This window comes from Asanoa ishikariensis (assembly GCF_900107455.1).
Taxonomy (GTDB): domain Bacteria; phylum Actinomycetota; class Actinomycetes; order Mycobacteriales; family Micromonosporaceae; genus Asanoa; species Asanoa ishikariensis.
Genome location: NZ_FNQB01000004.1, coordinates 137,594 through 159,084, shown reverse-complemented (window position 1 = coordinate 159,084; position 21,491 = coordinate 137,594). Strand labels below are relative to the sequence as shown.

At 68.3% G+C, this 21,491-nt stretch carries 17 protein-coding genes; 11 read left to right on the top strand and 6 right to left on the bottom strand.

Features of this window, described 5'->3' with window-relative positions; genetic code table 11:
- Nucleotides 1-30: 30 nt before the first annotated feature.
- Nucleotides 31-2,415, top strand: a complete 2,385-nt coding sequence (locus tag BLV39_RS33550) for an RICIN domain-containing protein (RefSeq protein ID WP_090801175.1) — start codon at nucleotides 31-33, stop codon at nucleotides 2,413-2,415.
- Nucleotides 2,416-2,515: 100 nt separating this feature from the next.
- On the opposite strand, the gene arfA is transcribed toward BLV39_RS33550, so the two are convergent.
- From arfA to BLV39_RS33530, 4 genes are all read right to left on the bottom strand, one after another.
- Nucleotides 2,516-4,027 (bottom strand): arabinosylfuranosidase ArfA, encoded by a 1,512-nt coding sequence (gene arfA / locus BLV39_RS33545; RefSeq protein ID WP_090801173.1) that lies wholly within the window; start codon nucleotides 4,025-4,027, stop codon nucleotides 2,516-2,518.
- A 51-nt stretch (nucleotides 4,028-4,078) separates the two neighbouring features.
- On the bottom strand, nucleotides 4,079-4,963 hold the full coding sequence (locus tag BLV39_RS33540; protein WP_239083560.1) for a carbohydrate ABC transporter permease: 885 nt from the start codon (nucleotides 4,961-4,963) through the stop codon (nucleotides 4,079-4,081).
- Nucleotides 4,960-5,889, bottom strand: a complete 930-nt coding sequence (locus tag BLV39_RS33535; RefSeq protein ID WP_090801170.1) for a carbohydrate ABC transporter permease — start codon at nucleotides 5,887-5,889, stop codon at nucleotides 4,960-4,962. Before BLV39_RS33535 ends, BLV39_RS33540 begins: the two co-directional genes overlap by 4 nt.
- A 69-nt stretch (nucleotides 5,890-5,958) precedes the next feature.
- Nucleotides 5,959-7,314, bottom strand: coding sequence for an ABC transporter substrate-binding protein (locus tag BLV39_RS33530; protein WP_090801168.1), 1,356 nt, complete (start codon nucleotides 7,312-7,314; stop codon nucleotides 5,959-5,961).
- 356 nt (nucleotides 7,315-7,670) lie between these two features.
- Here BLV39_RS33530 and BLV39_RS33525 point away from each other — a divergent pair, with 356 nt between their 5' ends.
- Nucleotides 7,671-8,741 carry a LacI family DNA-binding transcriptional regulator gene (locus tag BLV39_RS33525; protein WP_090801166.1) on the top strand — a complete coding sequence of 357 codons (1,071 nt, stop codon included), beginning with the start codon at nucleotides 7,671-7,673 and terminating at the stop codon, nucleotides 8,739-8,741.
- A 53-nt stretch (nucleotides 8,742-8,794) separates the two neighbouring features.
- Here the strand turns inward: BLV39_RS33525 and BLV39_RS33520 are convergent, their stop codons facing one another.
- Nucleotides 8,795-10,597, bottom strand: coding sequence for a putative Ig domain-containing protein (locus BLV39_RS33520; RefSeq protein ID WP_239083561.1), 1,803 nt, complete (start codon nucleotides 10,595-10,597; stop codon nucleotides 8,795-8,797).
- 220 nt (nucleotides 10,598-10,817) lie between these two features.
- A complete protein-coding gene (locus BLV39_RS33515) occupies nucleotides 10,818-12,974 on the bottom strand; it encodes a carbohydrate-binding protein (RefSeq protein ID WP_239083562.1) in 2,157 nt (718 codons plus the stop codon).
- A 288-nt stretch (nucleotides 12,975-13,262) separates the two neighbouring features.
- On the opposite strand from BLV39_RS33515, the gene BLV39_RS33510 reads away from it, so the two are divergent.
- From BLV39_RS33510 to BLV39_RS33470, 9 genes are all read left to right on the top strand, one after another.
- On the top strand, nucleotides 13,263-13,781 hold the full coding sequence (locus tag BLV39_RS33510; protein WP_090801162.1) for a hypothetical protein: 519 nt from the start codon (nucleotides 13,263-13,265) through the stop codon (nucleotides 13,779-13,781).
- 248 nt (nucleotides 13,782-14,029) lie between these two features.
- Nucleotides 14,030-14,806 carry a GntR family transcriptional regulator gene (locus BLV39_RS33505; RefSeq protein ID WP_090801161.1) on the top strand — a complete coding sequence of 259 codons (777 nt, stop codon included), beginning with the start codon at nucleotides 14,030-14,032 and terminating at the stop codon, nucleotides 14,804-14,806.
- 54 nt (nucleotides 14,807-14,860) lie between these two features.
- Complete coding sequence (locus BLV39_RS33500; RefSeq protein ID WP_090801158.1) at nucleotides 14,861-16,135, top strand: extracellular solute-binding protein; 1,275 nt, start codon at nucleotides 14,861-14,863, stop codon at nucleotides 16,133-16,135.
- A gap of 2 nt (nucleotides 16,136-16,137) precedes the next feature.
- Nucleotides 16,138-17,070, top strand: coding sequence for a carbohydrate ABC transporter permease (locus BLV39_RS33495; RefSeq protein WP_143050000.1), 933 nt, complete (start codon nucleotides 16,138-16,140; stop codon nucleotides 17,068-17,070).
- Nucleotides 17,067-17,906, top strand: coding sequence for a carbohydrate ABC transporter permease (locus BLV39_RS33490; protein ID WP_090801154.1), 840 nt, complete (start codon nucleotides 17,067-17,069; stop codon nucleotides 17,904-17,906). The genes BLV39_RS33495 and BLV39_RS33490 overlap by 4 nt, the downstream gene beginning before the upstream one ends.
- Nucleotides 17,903-18,844 carry an N-acetylglucosamine kinase gene (locus BLV39_RS33485; RefSeq protein ID WP_090801152.1) on the top strand — a complete coding sequence of 314 codons (942 nt, stop codon included), beginning with the start codon at nucleotides 17,903-17,905 and terminating at the stop codon, nucleotides 18,842-18,844. The genes BLV39_RS33490 and BLV39_RS33485 overlap by 4 nt, the downstream gene beginning before the upstream one ends.
- Nucleotides 18,844-19,509 (top strand): N-acetylmannosamine-6-phosphate 2-epimerase, encoded by a 666-nt coding sequence (locus BLV39_RS33480; RefSeq protein ID WP_090801150.1) that lies wholly within the window; start codon nucleotides 18,844-18,846, stop codon nucleotides 19,507-19,509. The genes BLV39_RS33485 and BLV39_RS33480 overlap by 1 nt, the downstream gene beginning before the upstream one ends.
- Nucleotides 19,506-20,732: a hypothetical protein gene (locus BLV39_RS33475; protein WP_090801148.1), complete on the top strand. Its 1,227-nt coding sequence runs from the start codon at nucleotides 19,506-19,508 to the stop codon at nucleotides 20,730-20,732. The genes BLV39_RS33480 and BLV39_RS33475 overlap by 4 nt, the downstream gene beginning before the upstream one ends.
- Nucleotides 20,729-21,478, top strand: coding sequence for a sugar isomerase domain-containing protein (locus BLV39_RS33470; protein ID WP_090801145.1), 750 nt, complete (start codon nucleotides 20,729-20,731; stop codon nucleotides 21,476-21,478). Before BLV39_RS33475 ends, BLV39_RS33470 begins: the two co-directional genes overlap by 4 nt.
- Nucleotides 21,479-21,491: the final 13 nt, after the last annotated feature.

The window sequence follows — 21,491 nt, the reverse complement described above, 5'->3', positions numbered from 1 at the left end:
ACCCCGTCCCGTCCCGCACCAGGAGGTCCCATGTTCGGATCCCCATCCACCGCAGTACGCAGGCTCGCATCGGCCGCGGCGGCCACCGGTCTCGCCGTCGCGACCGTCGTCCTGGTCGCTCCGGCCGCTCCCGCCCTGGCGGCCACCACCACGTTGTACGCCGCGCCTTCGGGCGGCGACACCACCTGCTCCGCGACCCAACCGTGCTCGTTGTCCGCCGCGCAGACCCGGGTCCGGAGCCTGGTCGGCTCGATGACCGGTGACATCGTGGTGCAGATCGCCGGCGGCGCGTACCGGCTGACCGCGCCGTTGCGGTTCTCGGCCGCCGACTCCGGCACCAACGGCTATCGGGTGTTCTGGCAGGCGGCCCCGTCCGCGCAACCCGTGATCACCGGCGCCCGAGCCGTCACCGGCTGGACACTGGCCGATTCCGGGAAGAACGTCTGGCGTGCCAACGTCGGCGCTGGGCTCGACAGCCGGCAGCTCTACGTCAACGGCGCCCTCGCCACCCGGGCCCGCACCCAGGTCAACCGGAGCGACTTCACCGCGTCGAGCACCGGGCTGAGCTTCACCAACGGTGCCCTGGGCTACCTGAACAACCTGGCCAACAAGAGCCGGGTGCAGATGGAGAGCGTCAACTCGTTCACGGATCGCTACGTCTCGGTGCAGAGCATCAGCGGCAACCTCATCACCATGCAGCAGCCGGGGTGGAGCAACAACAACTTCGGGTACGACACGTTCACCAGTCCGCACCGGGCTGGCCCGCTCTACCTGAGCAACGCGTACGAGTTCCTCGACGCTCCGGGTGAGTGGTACCTCGATCCAGGGACCGGCGCGCTGTCGTACATCCCGCTCAGCGGGCAGAACATGAGCAGCGTCAGCGTCGAACTGCCCACCCTCCAGTCCCTGCTCGCTGTGGGAGGCAGCTACGACGCACCCGCTCACCACCTCACCTTCAGCGGGGTCACCTTCACCGGCACGAGCTGGCTCGGCGCGAGCGGCAGCCAGGGCTACGTCGACCAGCAGACCGGCGCGTACATCACCGGCAACTGGAACTGGCCGAGTTTCAGCTCGTGCCACAACGGCTGTGCCCAGTTCGAGGCCACGCGACCCAACTGGGCGCAGATGCCGGCCGCGGTGCAGGTCTCGGCGGCCAACAACGTCACGTTCACCGACGCGCAGTTCGTCAACCTCGGCCAGACCGCAATCGGCATCGGCAACGACGCCAACGCCCACTCCAGCGGGGTCGGTCTGGGCACCAGCAACATCACGGTCACCCGGTCCGAGATCGCCCGCAACGCGGCCGGTGGCATCGTCGTCGGCGGAGTCCGCGCCGACGCGCACCACCCCGGCGACCAGCGGATGGTCAACCGGGACGTGACCATCAGCAACAACCGGCTGCACGACCTCGGCATCGAGTACCGCGGCATCGTCTCGGTCCTGACCACGTACGTCACGAACAGCACGGTCTCGAACAACGAGGTCTACAACCTGCCGTACACCGGCATGTCCATCGGCTACGGCTGGGGCTCTAACGACGCCGGCGGCAGCAACCACTACGCCGACCGCGGCCTCTACAACTACCAGCCGCGCTACAACACGGCGACGACGGCCGCGAACAACCGCCTGGTCGGCAACTATGTGCACGACGTGATGCAGCAGATGAACGACGGCGGCTGCATCTACACCCTGTCGGCGAACCCCGGTGGGCTGGTGAGCGACAACTACTGCCTCCGCACCAACGGCTACTTCGGGATCTACTTCGACGAGGGCTCGCGTTACTTCACCGCCCGCAACAACGTGTTCTCCTCGACCGGCACGTGGGCCACCGCCAACTACTGGTTCGCCGAGAACATGGGCAACTTCACCGTGACCAACAACTGGTCGACCAACGGCAGCACGAACGTGACCAACGGCGACCGCGGCAACGTCGTGTCCGGCAACGTCACCGTGACCAACGGCAACTGGCCGTCCGGCGCCCAGGCGGTGATGGCCGCGGCCGGGCCGCAGAGCTCGAGCACGCCGCAGAGCGTCACCATCGTGGGCGGCGCGTCCGGTCGCTGTGTCGACATCCCCGGCACCACGACGACGAATGGCACGCAGGCCCAGCTCTGGGACTGCAACGGCGGGTCCAACCAACGATGGACCTACACCGCGAGCAAACAGCTGACCGGGTCCGGCAACAAGTGTCTGGACGCGAACAACCAGGGCACCGTCAACGGCACCGCGGCGATCATCTGGGACTGCAACGGCCAGACGAACCAGCAGTGGAACCTCAACACGAACGGCACCATCACCAGCGCGCTGTCGGGCCTCTGCCTGGACGCCAGCGGCAACGGCACCGCGAACGGCACGAAGCTCCACCTGTGGTCCTGCCACGGCGGGACCAACCAGCAGTGGAGCCGGCGCGGCTGAGCGGACGCGATGACCGGCTCGGGCACCTGTCGGGTGCCCGAGCCGGGTTCGATCGTCAGACGGCGTTGTCAGGCCCTGGAAAGCGCGTTGGCTCTGCCGGTCATCGGAGCGTCACCGCGGTCCACGAGACCGGCGGCAGCGTGATCCGCAGGACACCGTCCGCAATGGAGTGTGCGGTGTTCGGCGTGAGGCCGACGCGCTCGGGATCGTCGAGCGTGTTCTTCGCGTGGATGTCATCGTCGTGGAGGGTCTGCGCGTCGACGACAGCGACCTGGCCGAGGTTGCGGACGTCGACCGCCAGCTCGACCGCCTCGGTGAGGCTGCGGTTGACCATGAAGACCGCGGTGTCGCCCGTGCTCGCGTCGTGCGTCGCGACGGCGTCCACCACGCCGACCTCACCGTGGAGCGCGGTCTCGTAGGTCGGGCTGTCCAGCTTGAGCTCCAGCGTCACGCCACGGGCGAGCTGTGAGGTCAGGGCGAACGGGAAGAACGTCGTCTGCCGCCAGGCCGCGCCGCCGGGCTCGGTCATGATCGGTGCGATCACGTTCACCAACTGCGCGAGGCTCGCGGACGTGACCCGGTCCGCGTGCCGCAGCAACGAGATGAGGAGACTTCCGACGACCACCGCGTCGGCGACCGAGTAGGCGTCCTCGAGCAGGCGCGGGGCGACCGGCCAGTCGTCGATCCCGGTGATGCGGTCGACCTCGGCATAGCGCGAGTGGTACCAGACGTTCCACTCGTCGAACGAGACGTTGATCGTCTTCTTGCTGCCGCGCACCGCCTTGACGTGGTCCGCGGTGGCGACGACCGAGTCGATGAACCGATCCATGTTCACGGCGGACGCCAGGAAGCTCGCGTAGTCGCCGTCGTGCGGCTCGTAGTAGGCGTGGCACGAGATGTAGTCGACCTCGTCGTACGCCGCCTCTAGCACGACCCGCTCCCAGTTCGCGAAGAGCGGCATCTGCGCGTTCGAGCTGCCGCACAGCACGAGCTCCAGCGCGGGGTCGAGCTGCCGCATCGCGCGCGCGGTCTTGACCGCGAGCTGCCCGTACTCCTCCGGACTGCCGTGCCCGAGCTGCCAGGGCCCGTCCATCTCGTTACCCAGGCACCACATGCGGATGGCGTACGGCTCGACCGCGCCGTTGGCGATCCGCTGGTCGGAGAGCGTGGTGCCCGACCGGATGTTCGCGTACTCGAGCACGTCGAGCGCTTCCTGCACGCCGCGGGTGCCCAGGTTCACCGCGTACATGAGCTCGCTGTCGACCTTCTTGAGCCAGCTCGCGAACTCGTCGAGACCGATCTCGTTCGTCTCCGTGGAGTGCCAGGCGAGGTCGAGACGCCGGGGGCGGTTCTCGACCGGCCCGACGCCGTCCTCCCAGCGGTACCCCGAGAGGAAGTTGCCCCCGGGGTAGCGGATCGTGCTCACACCGAGCTCCTTGACGAGCGCGATCACGTCGCGCCGGTACCCCTCTTTGTCAGCGTCGGGGTGCGCTGGCTCGTAGATGCCGTCGTAAACGCATCGCCCCAGGTGCTCGACAAAGGAGCCGAAGAGCCTGCGGTTGATCGGCCCCACGACGAAATGCGGGTCGATGGTGAGATGCGCGGAGATCAAGGTGTCCCTCTGTTTCGTTAGTGGCTGATCGATGTTGGCGACGCGAGCGGGCTACTTCAGGGAGCCAACGGTCAGCCCTCCTCGCCAATAGCGCTGGAGGGAGAGGAACGCGATGATCAGGGGGATGATCGAGACCAGCGAGCCGAGGATGATGATGCTCCACAGGTTGGTGCCCGCGGCGCCGTACGTGGACGCGGTGGACTGCCAGAGCCCGATCCCGACCGTGACCGGGAAGAGCCGGTTGTCCACGAGCATCGCGAGTGGCAGGAAGTAGTTGTTCCACGACTGCACGACCGACAGCAGCAGCACGGTCACGATCACCGGCCGCAGCAGGGGCAGCGCGACCTTGACGAAGGTCCGGAACTCGCCCGCGCCGTCCACCCGCGCCGCGTCCAGGAGCTCGTCGGGCACGGAGTCACGCGCGTACAGGTTGACGAGGAACACGCCGAACGGGTTGAGCAGCGTCGGCAGAATGACCGACCAGACCGTGTCCGTCAGACCCGCCCGGGAGAACAGGATGAAGGTCGGGATGACCAGCGCGGTCGCCGGCACCATGACGGCGCCGAGCAGGATCGAGAACCCGGCGCGGCGGCCCACGAAGCTGTATTTCGCGAAACCGTATCCGGCCAGCACCGACAGCACCGTCGCCCCGATGCCGCCGGCGAACGCGTACAGGGCCGAGTTCGCCAGCCAGCGCGCGTAGAGCCCGCCGTTGTAGGTGAACAGTTGCTTGAAGTTCTCGACGTAGTTGATGTCGGGGGCGAACCAGAGCGCGCTGGTGCCACCGAACAGCGCGGCCGAGTCCTTCGAGCTGTTCACGATGACCCACCAGAAGGGGATCAGGAAGTAGATCACCAGCGCCGCGAGCACGAGATGCAGCGGGATGTGCCGCGGTTTCCGACGAGCCCGCCCGCGTTCGATGTTGGTGGCGGTCATGACATGAAGTTCCCTCGCTTGCGGGTGGCGAGCATGAAGACGTAGACGCAGATGAATACGACTGCGCCGAGTGCGAACGAGATCGTCGAGCTGTAGTTGCTGTTGGCCAGCGTGAACGCCTGCTGGTACGCGTACATGTTCGGCGTGAAGTCATCCGGAATGGCGCCGGCGGCGAGCTGCTGGATGATCTTCGGCTCGTTGAAGAACTGCAGCGTTCCGATGAGGGCGAACACCAGGATGAGGACGAGAGCCGGCGTGAGCAGGCGAATCTTGATCCGGAAGATGATCTGCCACCTGGACGCGCCGTCGATGCGGGCGGCCTCGTAGAGGGTCGGATCGATGCCCTGCAGCGCGGCGTACAGGATGATCATGTAGTACCCGGCCCATTGCCAGGTCACCACGTTCAGCAGGCCGTAGAAGATCATGTTGGTGCTGAGGAGGTCCGGGCCGGCCGCGCCGAAGGCGCCGAAGACGTCCGCGATGGGGCCGAAGTTCCTGCTGTAGAGGAACCCCCACATCAGGGCGCCGATGACGGTGGGGATCGCGTACGGCAGGAAGATCATGAGACGCGAGAACCGGGCGAACCTGCTCGTCACCTCGTCGAGGATCAGCGCGATGGCCAGCGAGATGATCATCTGGATCGGGATGAGCACCAGCGAGAACCGGATGACGAACCACACGCCCTTGAGGAACGAGGGATCGTCGAACGCCTTGAGGTAGTTGTCGAATCCGGCGAAGGTGGTCCCGGCCATCAGCGTCTTCTGGTACAGGCTCAGGTAGAGCGCGTAGCAGATCGGGAGCACGAGCAGGGCGAGGAAGACGATCCCGAACGGTCCGACGAAGAGCCAGCCGATCAAGTTCTGCCGTGCGTTCGTGCGTCGGCGTCGCTTCCTCGTTTGCACGGCGCCGGTGGTCGAGGCGGTCATGGTGTCTCCGGGTCTGGGATGGAACGGCGGGCCGGCCCATGAGTTCACGGACCGGCCCGCCGCGTCAGGTCACTTGACGGTGAGCCCTTGCTCTGTCGCGTACTTCACGACGTCCTCTTGCAGAGCGTCCGCGGCCTCGGACCCGGTCTTGGACCCGTCGTTGATCGCGGCGATCTGCTTGGTGAAGGCCGTGTAGAAGTACTGTCCGATCGGCGTGTAGGTCATGCCCTTGTAGGCGTTGGCCGCCGGGACGTAGACCTCCTTGTTGGCCTGCTGGCCGTCGAAGAACCCGACCTTGGCGTCGATGAACGCCGGGTCCTTCAGCACCTTGAGGTTGAGCGGGAAGATGATCTGGTTCTCCCAGCCGTCCTTCAGCGACGCGTCGTCGGCGTAGACCCCGAACGCGACCTTGGCCGCGAGCGCCGGGTCCTTCGCCTGGCTGGTCACCGAGAAGGCGGAGCCGCCCCAGTTCACCGACACCGGGTTGGCCGGGTCCCACTGCGGCAGCGGGGCCGTGGCCCACACCTTCGCGTCGGCGCCCTTACCCACGCCGGCACCCTGCAGGTAGCCCGGTGCCCACGCGGCCGACAGGTACGTGCCGTACTTGCCGCCGATCACACCCGCGATGTACTCGGGCGTGAACTGGTCCTGCTTGCCGACCAGGCCCTTCTTGACCAGCCCGGCCCAGTAGTCGAGCACCTTCTTGCTGGCGTCGTCGTTCAGCTTGATGCTGATCTCGCCCTTGTTGGCGGGGTCGTACGTGAACGGCTGCGCGCCGTTCTGGTACAGCAGCGCCGTGACGTAGGCCGGCTGGTTCGCCGGGAAGTCGCCGAAGAGCGGGCCGCCGGCGTCCTTGACCTTCTGCGCCGCGGTCTCGTACTCGGCCCAGGTGGTCGGAGGGGTGATCTTGTACTTGTCGAAGACGTCCTTGCGGTAGATCATGCCCATCGGCCCACCGTCGATCGGCGCGCCGTAGACGCCCGAGCCGACCGAGAGGTCCTTCCAGGCGCCTTCGCTGAAGTTCGCCTTGACGTCCTGGTAGCCCTTGTCGGTGAGGTCCACCAGGGCCTTCTGGATCTGGAAGGTCGCGATCCGGTCCGCCTCCAGCATGACGACGTCGGGAGCGCCCTTGCCGGCCGTGATCGCCGTCTGGAACTTGTCGTACTCGTCGCCGCCGGCGCCGGCGTTCGTCCAGCAGACCTGGACATCGTCGTGCGCCTTGTTGAAGTTGTCGACCACGAGCTGCGTGTTCGGGTACCAGGCCCACAGGGTGACCACGGGCGCGTCGGGCTTGGGGATGGTGTTGGTGCAGTTCGTCGGCTTGTCCTGGCCGCCACCGCCGCCACTGTCATCGCCGGAGCATGCCGCAATCGCGCCTGTCAGCAAGAGGGCCAGCGACGCAGCGAGGACTTGCTTCGTCTTCACTGTTCGATTCCTTTCGGATGCGGGACGTCATCATGGGTGCAGGCGCATCCGCAGACCGGCGTGACCGCGAAGGGGGGAACTCCGCGGACCGCTCCGCGTCCTGGACGCGATTTCTCACGTTGTATTTCCAACGTTGTAGGAGGACTATCGCGGAGTGCCCGCGCGCTGTCAAGACTGCGGGACGACGCTGAATGCGAGGTCGTTACGTCATTGCGCTCGGGGGGAAACCAGCCGCCACCGGGCATAGACGGGGGCGAGAGGGACTTGCTCTCTCGCCCACCTGACGGCAAGGACCACGCCGCTACACTCTTTCCAGACCGCTTCTCCGCGGTCGCCGCGCGATGAGGGAGATTCCAATGGCCGCCACCATGCACGACGTCGCGCGCGTCGCCGGGGTATCGGTCAAGACGGTCTCGAACGTCATCAACGACTATCCATACGTGCGCCCGGCGACCCGCGAACGGGTCCGCTCGGCGATCGACAAGCTCGACTACCGCCCCAATCTCTCGGCGCGCGGGCTGCGTTCGGGAAAGACCGGCGTCATCGGGCTCGCGATCCCGGAGCTTCGCCAGAACTACTTCGCCGAGCTCGCCGACGCCGTCATCCGCGCGGCCGAGCGGCGCAACGTCGCGGTGCTCGTGGACCAGACGGGCGCCACCCGCGAAGGCGAGATCGCGGTGCTGGCGGGGCACCGGTTGCGGCTCACCGACGGGATACTGTTCAGCCCCGAGCAGCTCGGCCAGGACGACATCGCGCTGCTCCAGGTGCCGTTCCCGCTGGTGCTGCTCGGCGAGCGCATGTTCGACGGCCCCACCGACCACGTCACGATGCACAACGTGGGCTCGGCCCGCGCGGCCACCGAGCACCTGCTCGAGATCGGCCGCCGCCGCATCGCGGTGATCGGAGCGCACCCGACTCATCCGGACGACATCCGGTCCGCGAACCTTCGCGTACGCGGATATCGGGAGGCGCTGGCGGCGGCCGGCATCCCGTACGACCCGGCGCTCGTGCGGGTCGCCGCCCCGTGGCATCGCGAGAACGGCGCTGCCGCGATGCGCGATCTCCTGGCCGACGGCGTCGAGTTCGACGCCGTGTTCACGTTCAACGACACGCTCGGGCTCGGCGCGCTCCGCACCCTGGGACAGGCGGGAATCCGCGTCCCGGAAGACGTCGCGGTGATCGGGCTCGACAACATCGACGAGGCACGCTTCTCCGTACCGTCGATGTCGAGCGTCGATCCCGGCCGGGACCAGATCGCCGAGGTCGCCGTCGACCTGCTGATCGAGCGGATCAACGAGAAGGGCGACCCGGCGCCGCCACGGCAGATCCTGGCCGACTACCGGGTCGCGGCACGCGAGTCCACCGGATTCGTGGACCCGGAGCCGGCGCTCGCGTCGGCCGTGAGCCCCTCGGTGCTGGCGGACTAGAGGCGGCGAACGGCCGCGCCACCCTGTGGGTGACGCGGCCGGTTCGTTAAGGGTCAGGGCACGAGCTTCCACGGTCCGTACGGCGTGGTCGGTGTCTGGTTGCGGGTCCACCACTGCGCCACGTAGCGCTTGCCCTGGTAGACCACGACATCCCCGCTAACGAAGATCCGCGTCGGCGTCCAGATCGCGGTGCCGTCACCGGAGACCAGCAGCTCCTGCCACGGTCCGTACGGGTCACCCGGCGTCTGGTTCTGCGTCCACCACGAGGCCAGCCAGGTCGAGCCGTGGTAGCTCACCTGGTTCCCCTCGGTGTACACGGTCGACGAGTTCCAGCCCGGCACGTCCCGCACCGTGATGGTCACCTGCTTGGTCCCCGACAGGCTGTACGACTTCGTGCCGTCGCTGGCCTTGAAGGTGACCGCGTAGGTGCCCGCCTGGTTGTAGCCCGGAGTCCACGAGAGCTGCCGCGTCGCCGGGTCGAACGTCGCACCCGCCGGCAGGCCGTCGGCCGAGTACGTCAGCGCGTCACCGTCAGGGTCGGTCGCCGAGACGGTGAACGTCAGCTTGCGGTTCTCGTCGACCGACTGCGACTCACCGCCGGTGGCGAACGCCGGGGCGCCGTTGAGAAACGCACCCCGCTGCCACAGGTAGTCCCGCGCGAAGGTCGTGAACAACTGGTTCCAGGTGTTGAAGTCGTGGGCACCGGCGACCACGACGTTCTTCACGTTGGCGTTGGTCAGCGCGGCCACCTGGTTCGGGTTGGGCAACCCGAAGTCCCACGCACCGCCGCCGAAGAGGATGTACGGCACGTTGAGGTTCGCGGAGGTGTTGCGGACGCCGACGCCACCGCTCCATACCCCGTAGTAGCCGAACTTCGTCGCGTCGAAGTTGATGAGGTTGGAGGTGACCGCCGCGCCCGCCGACAGACCGGCGAACGCCCGGTCCTTGGCAACCGTCGAGACGTGGTAGTTGCTCTCGACGAACGGGATCACGACGTCGCGCAGGTTGGGGTAACCCTGGGCGGAGCTGCCGAGGTAGTTCGTGTTCGTCGTGATGACGACCGCGGGCTCGGTCAGACCGTCCTGGAGCAGGTTGTCCATGATCACGGGCACGTCGCCCATGTTCATCCAGTCGGACTGGTCCTGGCCGCCACCGTGCTGCATGTAGATCGTCTTGTACGGCTCGGCCCGGTCGGGGTCGTAGCCGGGCGGGACGTAGACGCCGACCGTCCGCGAGGTGGTGCCGATCTGGATCGGCACGTAGCTCCACGTGCCGTGCGGCGCGTTCGGCCGGTAGAGCTCGATCTGCCGCGCGGCCAACGGCGCGAAGTTCTGCTTCTCCGCGTCGTAGGGCACGAAGACCTTGTTGAAGGCACGACGGGCCGTGCCCGTCAGGCCGTCAGGTGCGTAGATCGGCGAGTTCGCCGGGTCCGACACCCACAGGCTCGTGTCGTTGTTGACGTAGAACCAGTACTGGTTCGCGCCCGCGGCCAGGGGCACGTCGGTGACCCAGTAGCCGTTGCCGGCATCGGTCATCTGCACGTCGTAGCCGCCGCCACCGCGCATCAGCCCGGGCCGGAACTGCTGCGGCTGGTACACCGTCGTGTCCGTGGGGTCAGCCCAGTTGCGCAGCAGGATGTCCCCGACGAACCGCACGCTGGTCGCCGTCGGGTCGTAGTACACGAAGTGCCCCGTGTAGCCCGTCGGCGAGCTCGGATCCGCGATGACGTGCGGACCCGGAGTCAGGTCGACCCCGTCCTCGGCGTGGGCCACGCTCGACATGCTCAGCACCATCGCCGAGGCGAGCGCGACCGCCGCGACCGACTTGCGGACCACGGCGCGCCTGCCCGAGTCCACTCCGGGTTTTCTCCGCAATTGCAGAACGCGTATCAACGTTCCTCCTTGAACGGCCGGTGAGCGCCGAGTGGCGCTCGGGAGCAAAACTATCGTCGATTTACGACGTTGTAAAGAAGGTGTTCACAACGTCTTCCATAACCGCGATCGAGAGTTTTATGAGAACGACGGATTGGCCGGGACCGAATATTTCGGCCCCGGCTTCCGTTTCGTTGCGGAACGCTTAGGAGATCAGCTTCCAGGGGCCGCCCGAAACCGCCGGGGTCGCATTTCTCGTCCACCATTGTGCCTGGTAGACGTGGCCTTGAAAGGTGACCTTGTCGCCCGCGTTATAAATCGTGGTCGCGGTCCAATCAGGCGCGCCGGCAGGCGTGCTCACGACCTCGGCCCATGGCCCGTTCGGGTCCCCCGGCGTCTGATCGCGGGTCCACCACTGGGCCTTGTAGAGCTTGCCCTCGTAGTAGGCCTGCTCACCGGCGTTGAAGGTGCGCGAGGCCGCCCACGCCGTGGAGCCGTCGGCCGTGACGGCCAACTCCTGCCACGACCCGGTCGGAACCCCCGGCGCCTGGTTCTGGGTCCACCAGCTCGCCTTGTAGAGCTTTCCCTTGTGGATGACCAGGTCACCGGCGTTGTAGACGGCCGTCGACGCCCATGCCGCGACCGCCTTGATCGTGACGGGCTGGGACGTGGCGCTGCCGTCCGGCCGACCGGCGGCGCTCGCCGTCACGGTGACCGTGACCGCCTTGCCGGACAGCTCCGGCGTCACCACCAGCTTGGTGCCGGTGGCACCGGCGATCGCCTGGCCGTCCGCCGACCATTGGTAGCCGAACGTGGTGCCGTCGACGTCCCAGGTGCCGGGTGCGGCGGTCAGGACCCCGTTGACCTCGGCGGCGCCGCTGACGGACGGCGCCGTCTGGGCCGCCGGCGCGGGCACGTCGCGGACCGCGATGGTGACGTCCTTGCTGGCCGACAGGCTGTACGACCTCGTGCCGTCACGGGCTTCGAAGGTGACCGGGTAGGTGCCCGCCTGGTCGAAGCCGGGAGTCCACGAGAACCGCTGCGTCGCCGGGTCGAAGCTCGCACCCGCCGGCAGACCGCTGGCCGAGTACGTCAGCGCATCGCCATCGGGATCCGTCGCCGCCACACCGAACGACAGCTCGCGGTTCTCGTCGACCGACTGCGACTCGTCACCAGCGGCGAACGCGGGGGCACCGTTGACGAACGCCCCTCGCTGCCACACGTAATTCCTGGCGAAGTTCGCGAAGAGCTGCGGCCAGGCGTTGAAGTCGTGGCCACCAGCGATCTTGTCGAACTTGTAGTTGACGAGCCCGTTCATGGCGTTGAGCTGTGCCTGCGTGACGCAGAGGTTCAGGTTGTCCCACGCACCGCAGCCCAGGTAGATGTAGGCCTGCTTGATGTTCGCCGTGGTCGTGCGCGGCGGCGGGGTCCAACTGAAGGCGCCGTAGTAGCCGAAGCGCAGTGGGTTGTTGTTGATGATGTTGATCGTCATCGACGCACCCATCGACAGGCCGGCGAACGCCCTGTCCATCCGGTCCGTCGAGACGTTGTAGTGGCTCTGGACGAACGGGATGATGATGCCCTCGAGGTTGGTCGTGTACGGCGAGGCACCCATGTACTGGGAGTTCGTCGTCACGATGACCGCGGGCTCGGTCTGTCCGTCGGCGATCAGGTTGTCCATGACGACCGGCACGCTGCCGATGTTCAGCCAGTCGGACTGGTCCTGACCGCTGCCGTGCTGCATGTAGATCGTCTTGTACGGCTGGGCGCGGTCAGGGTCGTAGCCGGGCGGGAGATAGACACCCAGCGTCCGCGTGGCCGTGCCGATCTGGATCGGCACGTAGCTCCACGTGCCCTTCGGCGTGTCCGGCCGCGGGTTCGCGATCACCTTCTCGGCCAGCGGTGCGTAGTTCTGCTTCGCGGCGTCATAGGGCACGTTGACCCTGTTGAAGGAGCGCCGGGCCGTACCCGTCAGGCCGTCCGGGGGGTAGATCGGAGAGTTCGCCGGGTCGGCCACCCACAAGCTCGTGTTGTTGTTGACGTAGAACCAGTACTGGTTCGGGCCGGCCGCCAGGGGCACGTCGGTGACCCAGTTGCCGTCGCCGGCGTTGGTCATCTGCACGTCGTACGCACCGGCGCCGCGCATCAGACCGGGCCGGTACTGCTGCGGCTGGTAGACCGTCGTGTCCGTCGGGTCCGCCCAGTTGCGCAGCAGGATGTCGGCGACGAACCGCACGCTGGTCGCGGTCGGGTTGTGATACACGAAGTGCCCCGTGTAACCCGTCGGCGAGTTGGGATCCGCGACGACGTGCGGGCCTGGGGTCAGGTCGACCCCGTCCTCGGCCCGCGCCACGCTCGACATGCTCAGCACCATCGCCGAAGCGAGCACGACAGCCGCGACTGGTTTCAGAGCCCCTCGGAACCGCTTGCTCAGTTGCAAGACTCTCACTACCTCTCGTCCTTGATCGCGACCGTCAGGGTGAGGGTGAAACTTGCCCATCGGGCACCCACGATGACTGACGGTTGGCGCCACGTTACAAGCGCTTTACGACGTTGTAAAGAAGTTCTTTACAACGTCGTACTACGCCGCTCGACGACCTCCCTGGGAAGTGGGTAGACAGAGACAGGTAGATCCATCGATGATCACGCGATGAAGAGAATCTTGCGCAGGGCCGGCGTCGCGGTCGTCATCGCAACGGTGATGGCCGTCCTCGCCCCGTCGACCGCGTTCGCCGCGTCGAACCTGCCCAACAACAGTGCGCTGCGGAACTACCAGGGCCAGCCGGGTACCCCGCTCATGGACATGTACAACTCCGCCGGGCAGCGGATCGGCCAGTACTCACTCAAGGTCAACTACTGGTACACCCCGGGGGACAACTGGTACAACGCCGAGGTGACGGTCTGCGTCTCGGACACCCTCGCCAACGGGCGTGGTGTGGTCGCCCGGGTCATGATGAAGTTCGGCACGAACGAGAGCAAAGAGGTCGGCAAGTTCAGGGACAAGACCGGCTGTTACGCCACCGTGTACCCGTACCACACCGCGCCCATCTGGGCCTTCGACGTCGACTTCGGTGAGATCTGGTCCGGCGTGCCCTACCAGTACGCCGGGCGCTACCACCGTTTCACATCGGAGAAGCTGCCGTACTGGCCGTACATCGGCACCAGCTGACCAAACCCGGAGAAACACCGCGCCGGCGGTGACAGCGAAAATGCTGTCACCGCCGGCGTTTTTGTGTCCGGGCGCGTGTCTTGCGGGCCGCCGATAGACCACGATGCCGGCGCCGTCGCGAGAGAAAGGGTCCTCACCTGCTGTTTTGTCGGGCCAGATCATCGCCTGGTCTATTCGAATTCGGTCCATGGTCTAGCCCAGCGGCGCCTGGCCGCACTAGCGTGCCACCAACGCGAACAAAGATCGGCATGCGAATCGATGCCGACGTCGGGTGGCAGGAGGTGAGCGCGATGTTGTTGGACGGCTCCGACCGTGCGGCCGAGGCTCGGGCCCGCCTGCTGCATCTGATCGACTCGCTTCCGGTCGGCGAGCGGATACCCGCCGAGCGCGAGCTGGCCCAGCGCTGGTCGGTGGCGCGGATGACGCTCCGCAAGGCGATCGACGGGCTGGTGCTCGACGGTCTGCTGGAGCGTCGCGAACGCCAGGGCACCTACACGAGCAAGCCGCGGGTTCCTCGGCACCTGACGATCGCCTCGTTCACCGAGGAGATGACGCGCCGCGGCGTCAAGGCCAGCAGCCGGACCCTGGACATCCGCCGGATGCGGGCGACCACCCAGGTCGCCCGACAGTTGCGGGTGCCCGAGGGCGACCCGGTGATCCGCTTCATCCGGCTGCGGTCCGGCGACGAGGAACCGCTCGCCGTCGAGACCAACATCGTCCCGGCCCGGCTGTTTCCGGACCTGGGCGCCGAAGACCTCGAAGGCTCCTGGTACGCGCTGATGGAAGAGCGCTACGGCATCGACATCATCTCGGGCACCGCACAGGTCGAGCCGGCGTTGCCGGACGCCCGTACGGCCGAACTGCTCTGCATCTCCGTCACACAGCCGTGTTTCCGCATTCGGACGCTGGTCCGGGACCGGCACGGCCGGGTCGTCGAGTACGGCGAGTCCGTCTACCGCGGCGACTACTACACGATCACCGTCGAGCTCAAGCCGACGAAGAGAACCCCCGAACCCCAGCGGTAGCGCACCTTTCATGGAGGTACCACGGTGAGAACGCGCATACATCGAAGGCGTTTTATGGCTATTGCGGCGACATTGGCCGTCGTGGCGGCCGGCTCGGCCGCCTGCGGCGGGGGCAGTGACGACGCCGCCGGCGGGAACGTGACGATCACGTTCTGGACCCACACGCACCCGCCGATGATCGACCTGAACAAGAAGCTGATCGCCGAGTACGAGAGCAAGAACCCGAACGTCAAGATCGAGTACCAGACGATCCCGAACACCGAGTTCAACACCAAGATGCTGACCTCGCTGTCGACCGGCGCCGGGCCCGACATCATCAACATGGACGACAACGCGCTGCGTGGTGAGTACCTGCCCAAGCGGCTGCTCGCCGAGATCGACCCGAAGGCGTTCGGCAAGTCGTCGGTCGGCGAGGTCGAGGCCGACTACGTGCCCGGCACGCTCGACGGCGCCAAGGACGCCGAGGGCAAGCTGTTCGGCGTGCCGAGCGAGTTCAACGGCACCGCGTTCGCCATCAACACCGCCCACTTCAAGGACGCCGGCCTCGATCCGGCGCAGCCGCCGAAGACCTGGCAGCAGGTCGTCGACTACGGCAAGAAGCTCAACGCGGCCGGTCACAAGCAGGCGTTCAACTTCCTCTACCTGCACTCCGGCTGGTACAGCCAGAATTTCCAGACGCTGGCCAACCAGACCGGCGGCTCAATCGTCTCCGCCGACGGCAAGACCGCGAACCTGGAGTCCGAAGGCACCAAGGAGGCGCTGCGCCTGTGGGTCGAGCTGGCCCGCACCTCGGGGATCTCCGACCCGAAGTCCTCCTCGCGTGACGCGACCGCGCCGTTCCAGGACCTGGCCAGCGGCACCCAGTCCATGGCGATCGTCTACCCGTGGTCGATGGACCAGATCAAGGAGTCGAACCCCGACACCTACAAGAACCTGGCCGTCGTGCCGCTCCCCCAGCCCACCGCGACCTCGACCCCGGTCAACCGCGTGTACGGATACTTCTGGGCGGTCAACAACGCCAGCAAGCAGAAGGCCGAGGCGTGGAAGTTCATCTCCTACCTCGCCAGCCAGAAGGAGCGGTGGCTGACCGACGTCAGCTTCGTCCAGCCCGTCAAGGGCTGGGAGACCAGCGCGCCGGCCAAGGCCATGCCGTTCATCGACGTGATCGCACAGTCCTACGGCACCGGCAAGTACGACCAGGTCGGGCCGCACTGGGCCGAGGTGCAGGACACCATCCGCGACGCGGTCGACGCGGCCGTGTTCGACGGCAAGCCGGTCGACGAGGCGCTGCGCGAAGCGAACGAGGCCGTACAGCGGAGCATCGGCTAGCCGTGACCGCCCCCACCCGGCCGGACCAGGCCTCCCCACCCGCGGTGAACCCCCGTCACCGCCCCTCCGGCGCCGGCATCCGCCGGCGCCGGAGGGTCCACCGCCGCGACCTGCTCGGCGCGCTGCTCTCGGTGCCGGCCCTGGCGCTGTTCGCGGTGTTCGCCATCTACCCCGGGCTGCGGGTGTTCTACCTGAGCCTGTTCGACTACAGCCTCACCGCACCGCCGGAGTTCGTCGGGCTGGACAACTTCCGGTTCCTGGCCACCGATCCCCGGTTCCGCGAGACCGTCCTGAACTCGATCTTCTACACGGTCGGCACGTACCTGCCGGCGCTCGTTCTCGCGCTGCTGCTCGCGATCGTGCTGCGCCGCATGACCGCCGGCCTCGGTTGGGTGCGGCTGCTCTACTTCCTGCCGGTCGCGACGAGCTGGGTGGCGATCGCGGTGGTCTGGCGGCTCGTCCTGCACCCCGACGGCCTGCTCAACCAGACGCTCGGACTCGACGTGACGTGGCTGAGCAGCTCGTCGAGCGCCCGCTGGGCACTGGTCATCATGGGCGTCTGGAAGGAGACCGGGTTCTTCCTGATCCTCTTCCTGGCGGGGCTCGCCCGGCTGCCGGCCGAGGTGCACGAGGCCGCCCTGGTCGACGGCGCCAACGCCTGGCAACGCTTCTGGCGGGTCACGTTCCCGCTCCTCAAGCCCATCACCGCGATCTGCACGATCATCGCCGTCATCCGTGGCTTCCAGTCGTTCAGCCCGCAGGTCGTGCTCACCGACGGCGCGTTCGGCACCGAGGTGGTCAACCAGTTCGTCTACAAGACGGCGTTCGAGAGTGCCCGCATGGGCCGCGCCAGCGCGGTCGCCGTCCTCATGTTCGCGCTGCTGATCGCCGTCACCATGGTGCAGCTACGGGTGTTCCGCCGGGAGGACTCATGAAGACCACACCGGTGCGCCGAACCGCCCGCGTCGGGGTCCAGTTGCTCGTCGCGGCCGGCGGGGTCGTGTTCGCCGCGGTCCTCGCGTACGCCTTCCTATCGGCGCTCAAGCCCGGCGGCGAGGTGCTCTCGGTGCCGCTGCACTGGTGGCCGAGCAGCTTCGAGTGGCACAACTTCGCACGGCCGTTCACCGAGGCCGCGTTCAGCCGCTACTACCTCAACAGCGTGTTCGTCGGCGTCTCGGTCACGCTGCTCAACATCGTCACCTGCACGCTGGCCGGCTACAGCTTCTCGAAGTTCTCGTACCCGGGACGCAACACCGCGTTCGTGGTCGTGCTCGCGACGCTGATGGTGCCGCTCGAGGTCATCTACGTCCCGCTGTACGCGCTGGTGTTCGACCTCGGCTGGGTCAACAGCTTCGCGGGCCTGATCATCCCGGCGGGTACGAGCGCGTTCGGCATCTTCCTGATGCGCCAGAGCATCGACTCGGTCCCCGACGAGCTGCTCGAGGCCGCCCGGCTGGACGGCGCCGGCGTCGTGCGTACCCTCCTGACCATCATCGGTCCGCTGGTCCGCGGCCCGATCGCGGCGCTGGCGCTGTTCATCTTCCTGATGAACTGGGACAGCCACCTGTGGCCGCTGCTGGTCGCCTCCGACGACGAGCACCGCACGCTGCCGGTCGGGCTCGCCGCCATGCAGGCCAACAACCTCGGCGCGAGCAGCGTGCCGATGATGATGGCCGCTGCGGTGCTCGCGCTGCTGCCGACGATCGTGCTGTTCCTGAGCCTGCAGAAGCGATTCGTCGAGGGCGTCGCGATGAGCGCGGGCCTGCGATGAGCGGGCTGCGCGTCGGTGTCGACGGTGGACAGTCGCGGCTGCGGCTCGCCGTCGTCGGCGACGACCGGGTGCACGAGGCGCCCGGATTCAGTTACCACGCCGGCGACCCGATCACCGCCACCATCGACGCGGTCGAGCGGGCGTGGGCCTCCGCCGGCGCGGCCGGCCCGGTCGAACGGGTCGTGCTCGGGCTGACGGGACTGCCCTCGAGCGCCAACCGGCGCGACGCGCTCTCGGCGGGCATCGCCCGCGTGCTCGGAGCGCGGGAGGTCGTGCTCGGCGCCGACAACGTGACCGCGCACGCGGGCGCACTGCCCTCGTCGCACGGTGTCGCGCTCACGGTCGGCACCGGGGTCGGCTGCCTGGTCGTGGACCCGGCCGCCGGGACGATCCGCCGGCTCGACGGCTGGGGCCACCTGCTCGGCGACGACGGCAGCGCGTTCGCGATCGGCCGCGCCGGCATCGCCGCCGTGCTGCGGGCGGTCGACGGCCGGGGATCGGCCACCGCGCTCGACGCGGCCGCACAGCACCGCTTCGGACCGTTGCCCCAGCTCACCGAGCGCATCTACACGTCGCCGCGGATGGTCGACGACATCGCCCGGTTCGCTCCCGACGTGGTCGCTGCGGCGGCGGGCGGCGACCCGGTGTCCATCCGCGTCATCCGATCGGCGGCGGCCGAGCTCGCGCACACCGCGGCGAGCGCGGTCGCCTTCGTCACCGGAGCGGGCGCGGGCGCGGTGCCGGTGACGCTGGTCGGCCGGCTGGTCGCGGCCGGCGGCCCGCTCGTCGACGCGTTCCACGAAGCGCTGGCCGCGCAATGCCCGCGCGCCTCCCCCGTGCCGCCGGCCGGCAGTTCCCTCGACGGCGCCCGCCGCCTCGCCCTGCTCGACCACTGTGGCCCGTACGGCGGCCACCTCCACGTCTACCGAGGATTCTGATGCAGGTTCCTTTTCCGCCCCAGTCACTGATCGTGTCCTGCCAGGCGCAGCCCGACAGCGCCCTGCACGGCCCCGACTCCATGGCCCGGATGGCACAGGAGGCGCTGCGCGGCGGCGCACAGGGCATCCGTGCCAACGGCGTCGGCGACGTCGCCGCGATCCGCGCCGTCGTCGACGTGCCGATCATCGGCATCAACAAACTCGGCGACCACGACGGCGTGTTCATCACGCCCTCGGCCGCCGCCGCCGGCGCGGTGATCGAGGCCGGCGCCGACCTCGTCGCCATCGACGGCACGCGCCGGGCACGGCCCGACGGCACGTCGCTGTCGGCGCAGATCGAGGCCATTCACCGGGAGTACGGCGTGCCGGTGATGGCGGACGTGGACGACTACGAGGCCGGGCTGGCCGCGGCGGACGCGGGTGCCGACCTGGTCGCGACCACCCTGTCCGGCTACACGGGCGGAAGGGTGCCCGTCGGTCCCGACCTCGAGCTGGTCGCCCGGCTGGCGGCCGCGATCGCCGTGCCGGTGGTCGCCGAGGGCCGGATCTGGACGCCGCAGGAGGCCCGGGCGGCGCTCGACGCCGGCGCGCACGCGGTGGTGGTGGGCACCGCGATCACCAACCCCGCGGCGATCACCGGCCTGTTCCGGCGGGCGGCGGCATGAGGGTCGGCCACGCCGCCGTGCCGCTGGAGGTCCCGGTCGGCACACCGCTGGGCGGCTACGCCGGACGCGCCGGTCCGTCGACGGGCACGCTCGACCCGCTGTCGGTCGCCGCGGTCTCGATCGAGAGCGGCGGCACCCGGTTCGTCTGGGCCGTCGCGGACCTGCCGTACGTCCACGAGGACCTCGCGGCCGACGTCGCCGCGACCATGCCGGACGCCGTGGTCTGGCTGTCGGCGTCGCACACCCACGCCGGCCCAGAGACGAGCTGCCTGCCGTCGTCGCCGACCACGCCGGCGCCATGGCGGGACGCGGTCACCGAGGCGGCCGCGCGGGCGATGGCGGAGGCCGTCTCTTCCGAGCGTGACGCGCTGTTGGAACTGCGGCGCACCCGGCTCACCGGTGTCGGCGGGCAACGCTCGGGAGCCCGGCCGCGGCGCACCGTGCCGGTCGACACGCTCAGCTTCAGCGACCCGTCGGGGGCGTTGATCGGCGCCGTCGTGGTGCTGCCCATCCACCCGACCGTGCTCAGCGCCGACAACCTGTGCGTGAGCGCCGACCTCACCGGCGCCACCCGCCGCGCCCTGGCCGATGTGGGCGGTTGGGCGATGGTCGCCACCGGCGCCGCCGGCGACGTCAGCACGCGGGCCCACCGCCTGGCACAGACGCCTTCGGAGTGCGCGCGGCTGGGTGGCGTCGTGGCCTCGACCGTCGCGCGGAGCCTGCGGCGACCCGCGCGGGCCGTCGTACCCGCGCACGCCTCCATCGTGTCGCGGCAGGTGCGTGTGCCACTCGAGGCCAAGCCTCCCCCGGGGTCGCCGGAGCTGATCGAATCGCTTTCAGCCCGGTTCGAGCGGGCGCGAGGTGCGGTCGCCCGGCGCACCGCGTGGACCGCCTTGCAGGCGGCGCAACTGGCGGCTGAGTCACCGGCGCCTGCCGTCGATCCCGCCTGTGTCGCGTCAGCGGTCCGGATCGGGCCGGTCTCGCTGGTCGCGGTCGGCGCGGAGCCCTACCTGGCGCTCGGCGAGCGCCTCGACCACGCGCTCGACCACCCGACCATCCTCATCGGATACACCAACGGATACCTGGGCTACCTGCCCGTCCGCGCGGCCTACCGGCGCGCGGACTACGAGGTGCTGCGCTCCCCGGTCGTCGCCGGAAGCGCCGAAATCGTGCTCGACCAGGCGGCTGCGCTCGCCCTGGCTAACCGGAAGGATCGTCCGTGACCAACCCAACCGCCCTCGGTGCCATCCAGGAGGCGATAGACAGCGTCGTCGCCACCCAAGGGCCGGCGATCAGCAAGGCCGCGCTGCTGTGCACCGACGCGCTCGCCGGAGACGGGATCGTCCAGGTCTTCGGCACCGGCCACTCCCGCTCGTTCGCCATGGAGATCGCCGGGCGGGCCGGCGGCCTCGTGCCCGCGAACGCACTGTCCATCAAGGACCTCGTGATGTACGGCGGCGTCGACCCGGCGGACATTCTCGACCCGCATTGCGAACGCGACCCGGCCCTGGCACACCGGGTCTGGGCGCTGCACGACGTGCGCCCGAGCGACGTGCTGCTGATCGCGTCGAACTCAGGGATCAACGGCGCGGTCGTCGAGATGGCCACGATCGGCCGCGACAACGGCAACCCGGTGGTGGCGGTCACGTCCGTCGCACACAGCTCCTCGATGGCGTCCCGGCACCCTTCGGGCGCCCGCCTGTTCGAGGTGGCCGACGTCGTGATCGACAACCGGGGCGTGCCCGGCGACGCCGCCCTCGAACTGCCCGGCGGGGCGCGGATCGTGCCGACGTCGACGATGACCAGCGTGCTGGTCGCGCAGTTGCTGTCCGCGCAGATCTGCGAGGCGCTGATCGCGCGGGGCATCGACCCGCCGGTATATCGGTCGGCCAACGTGGAGGGTGGGGACGCGCACAACGACGCGCTGCTCGCCCGCTATGCCGGCCGCCTCAAGGTGCACGAGCCCTAAACCGACGGGCAAG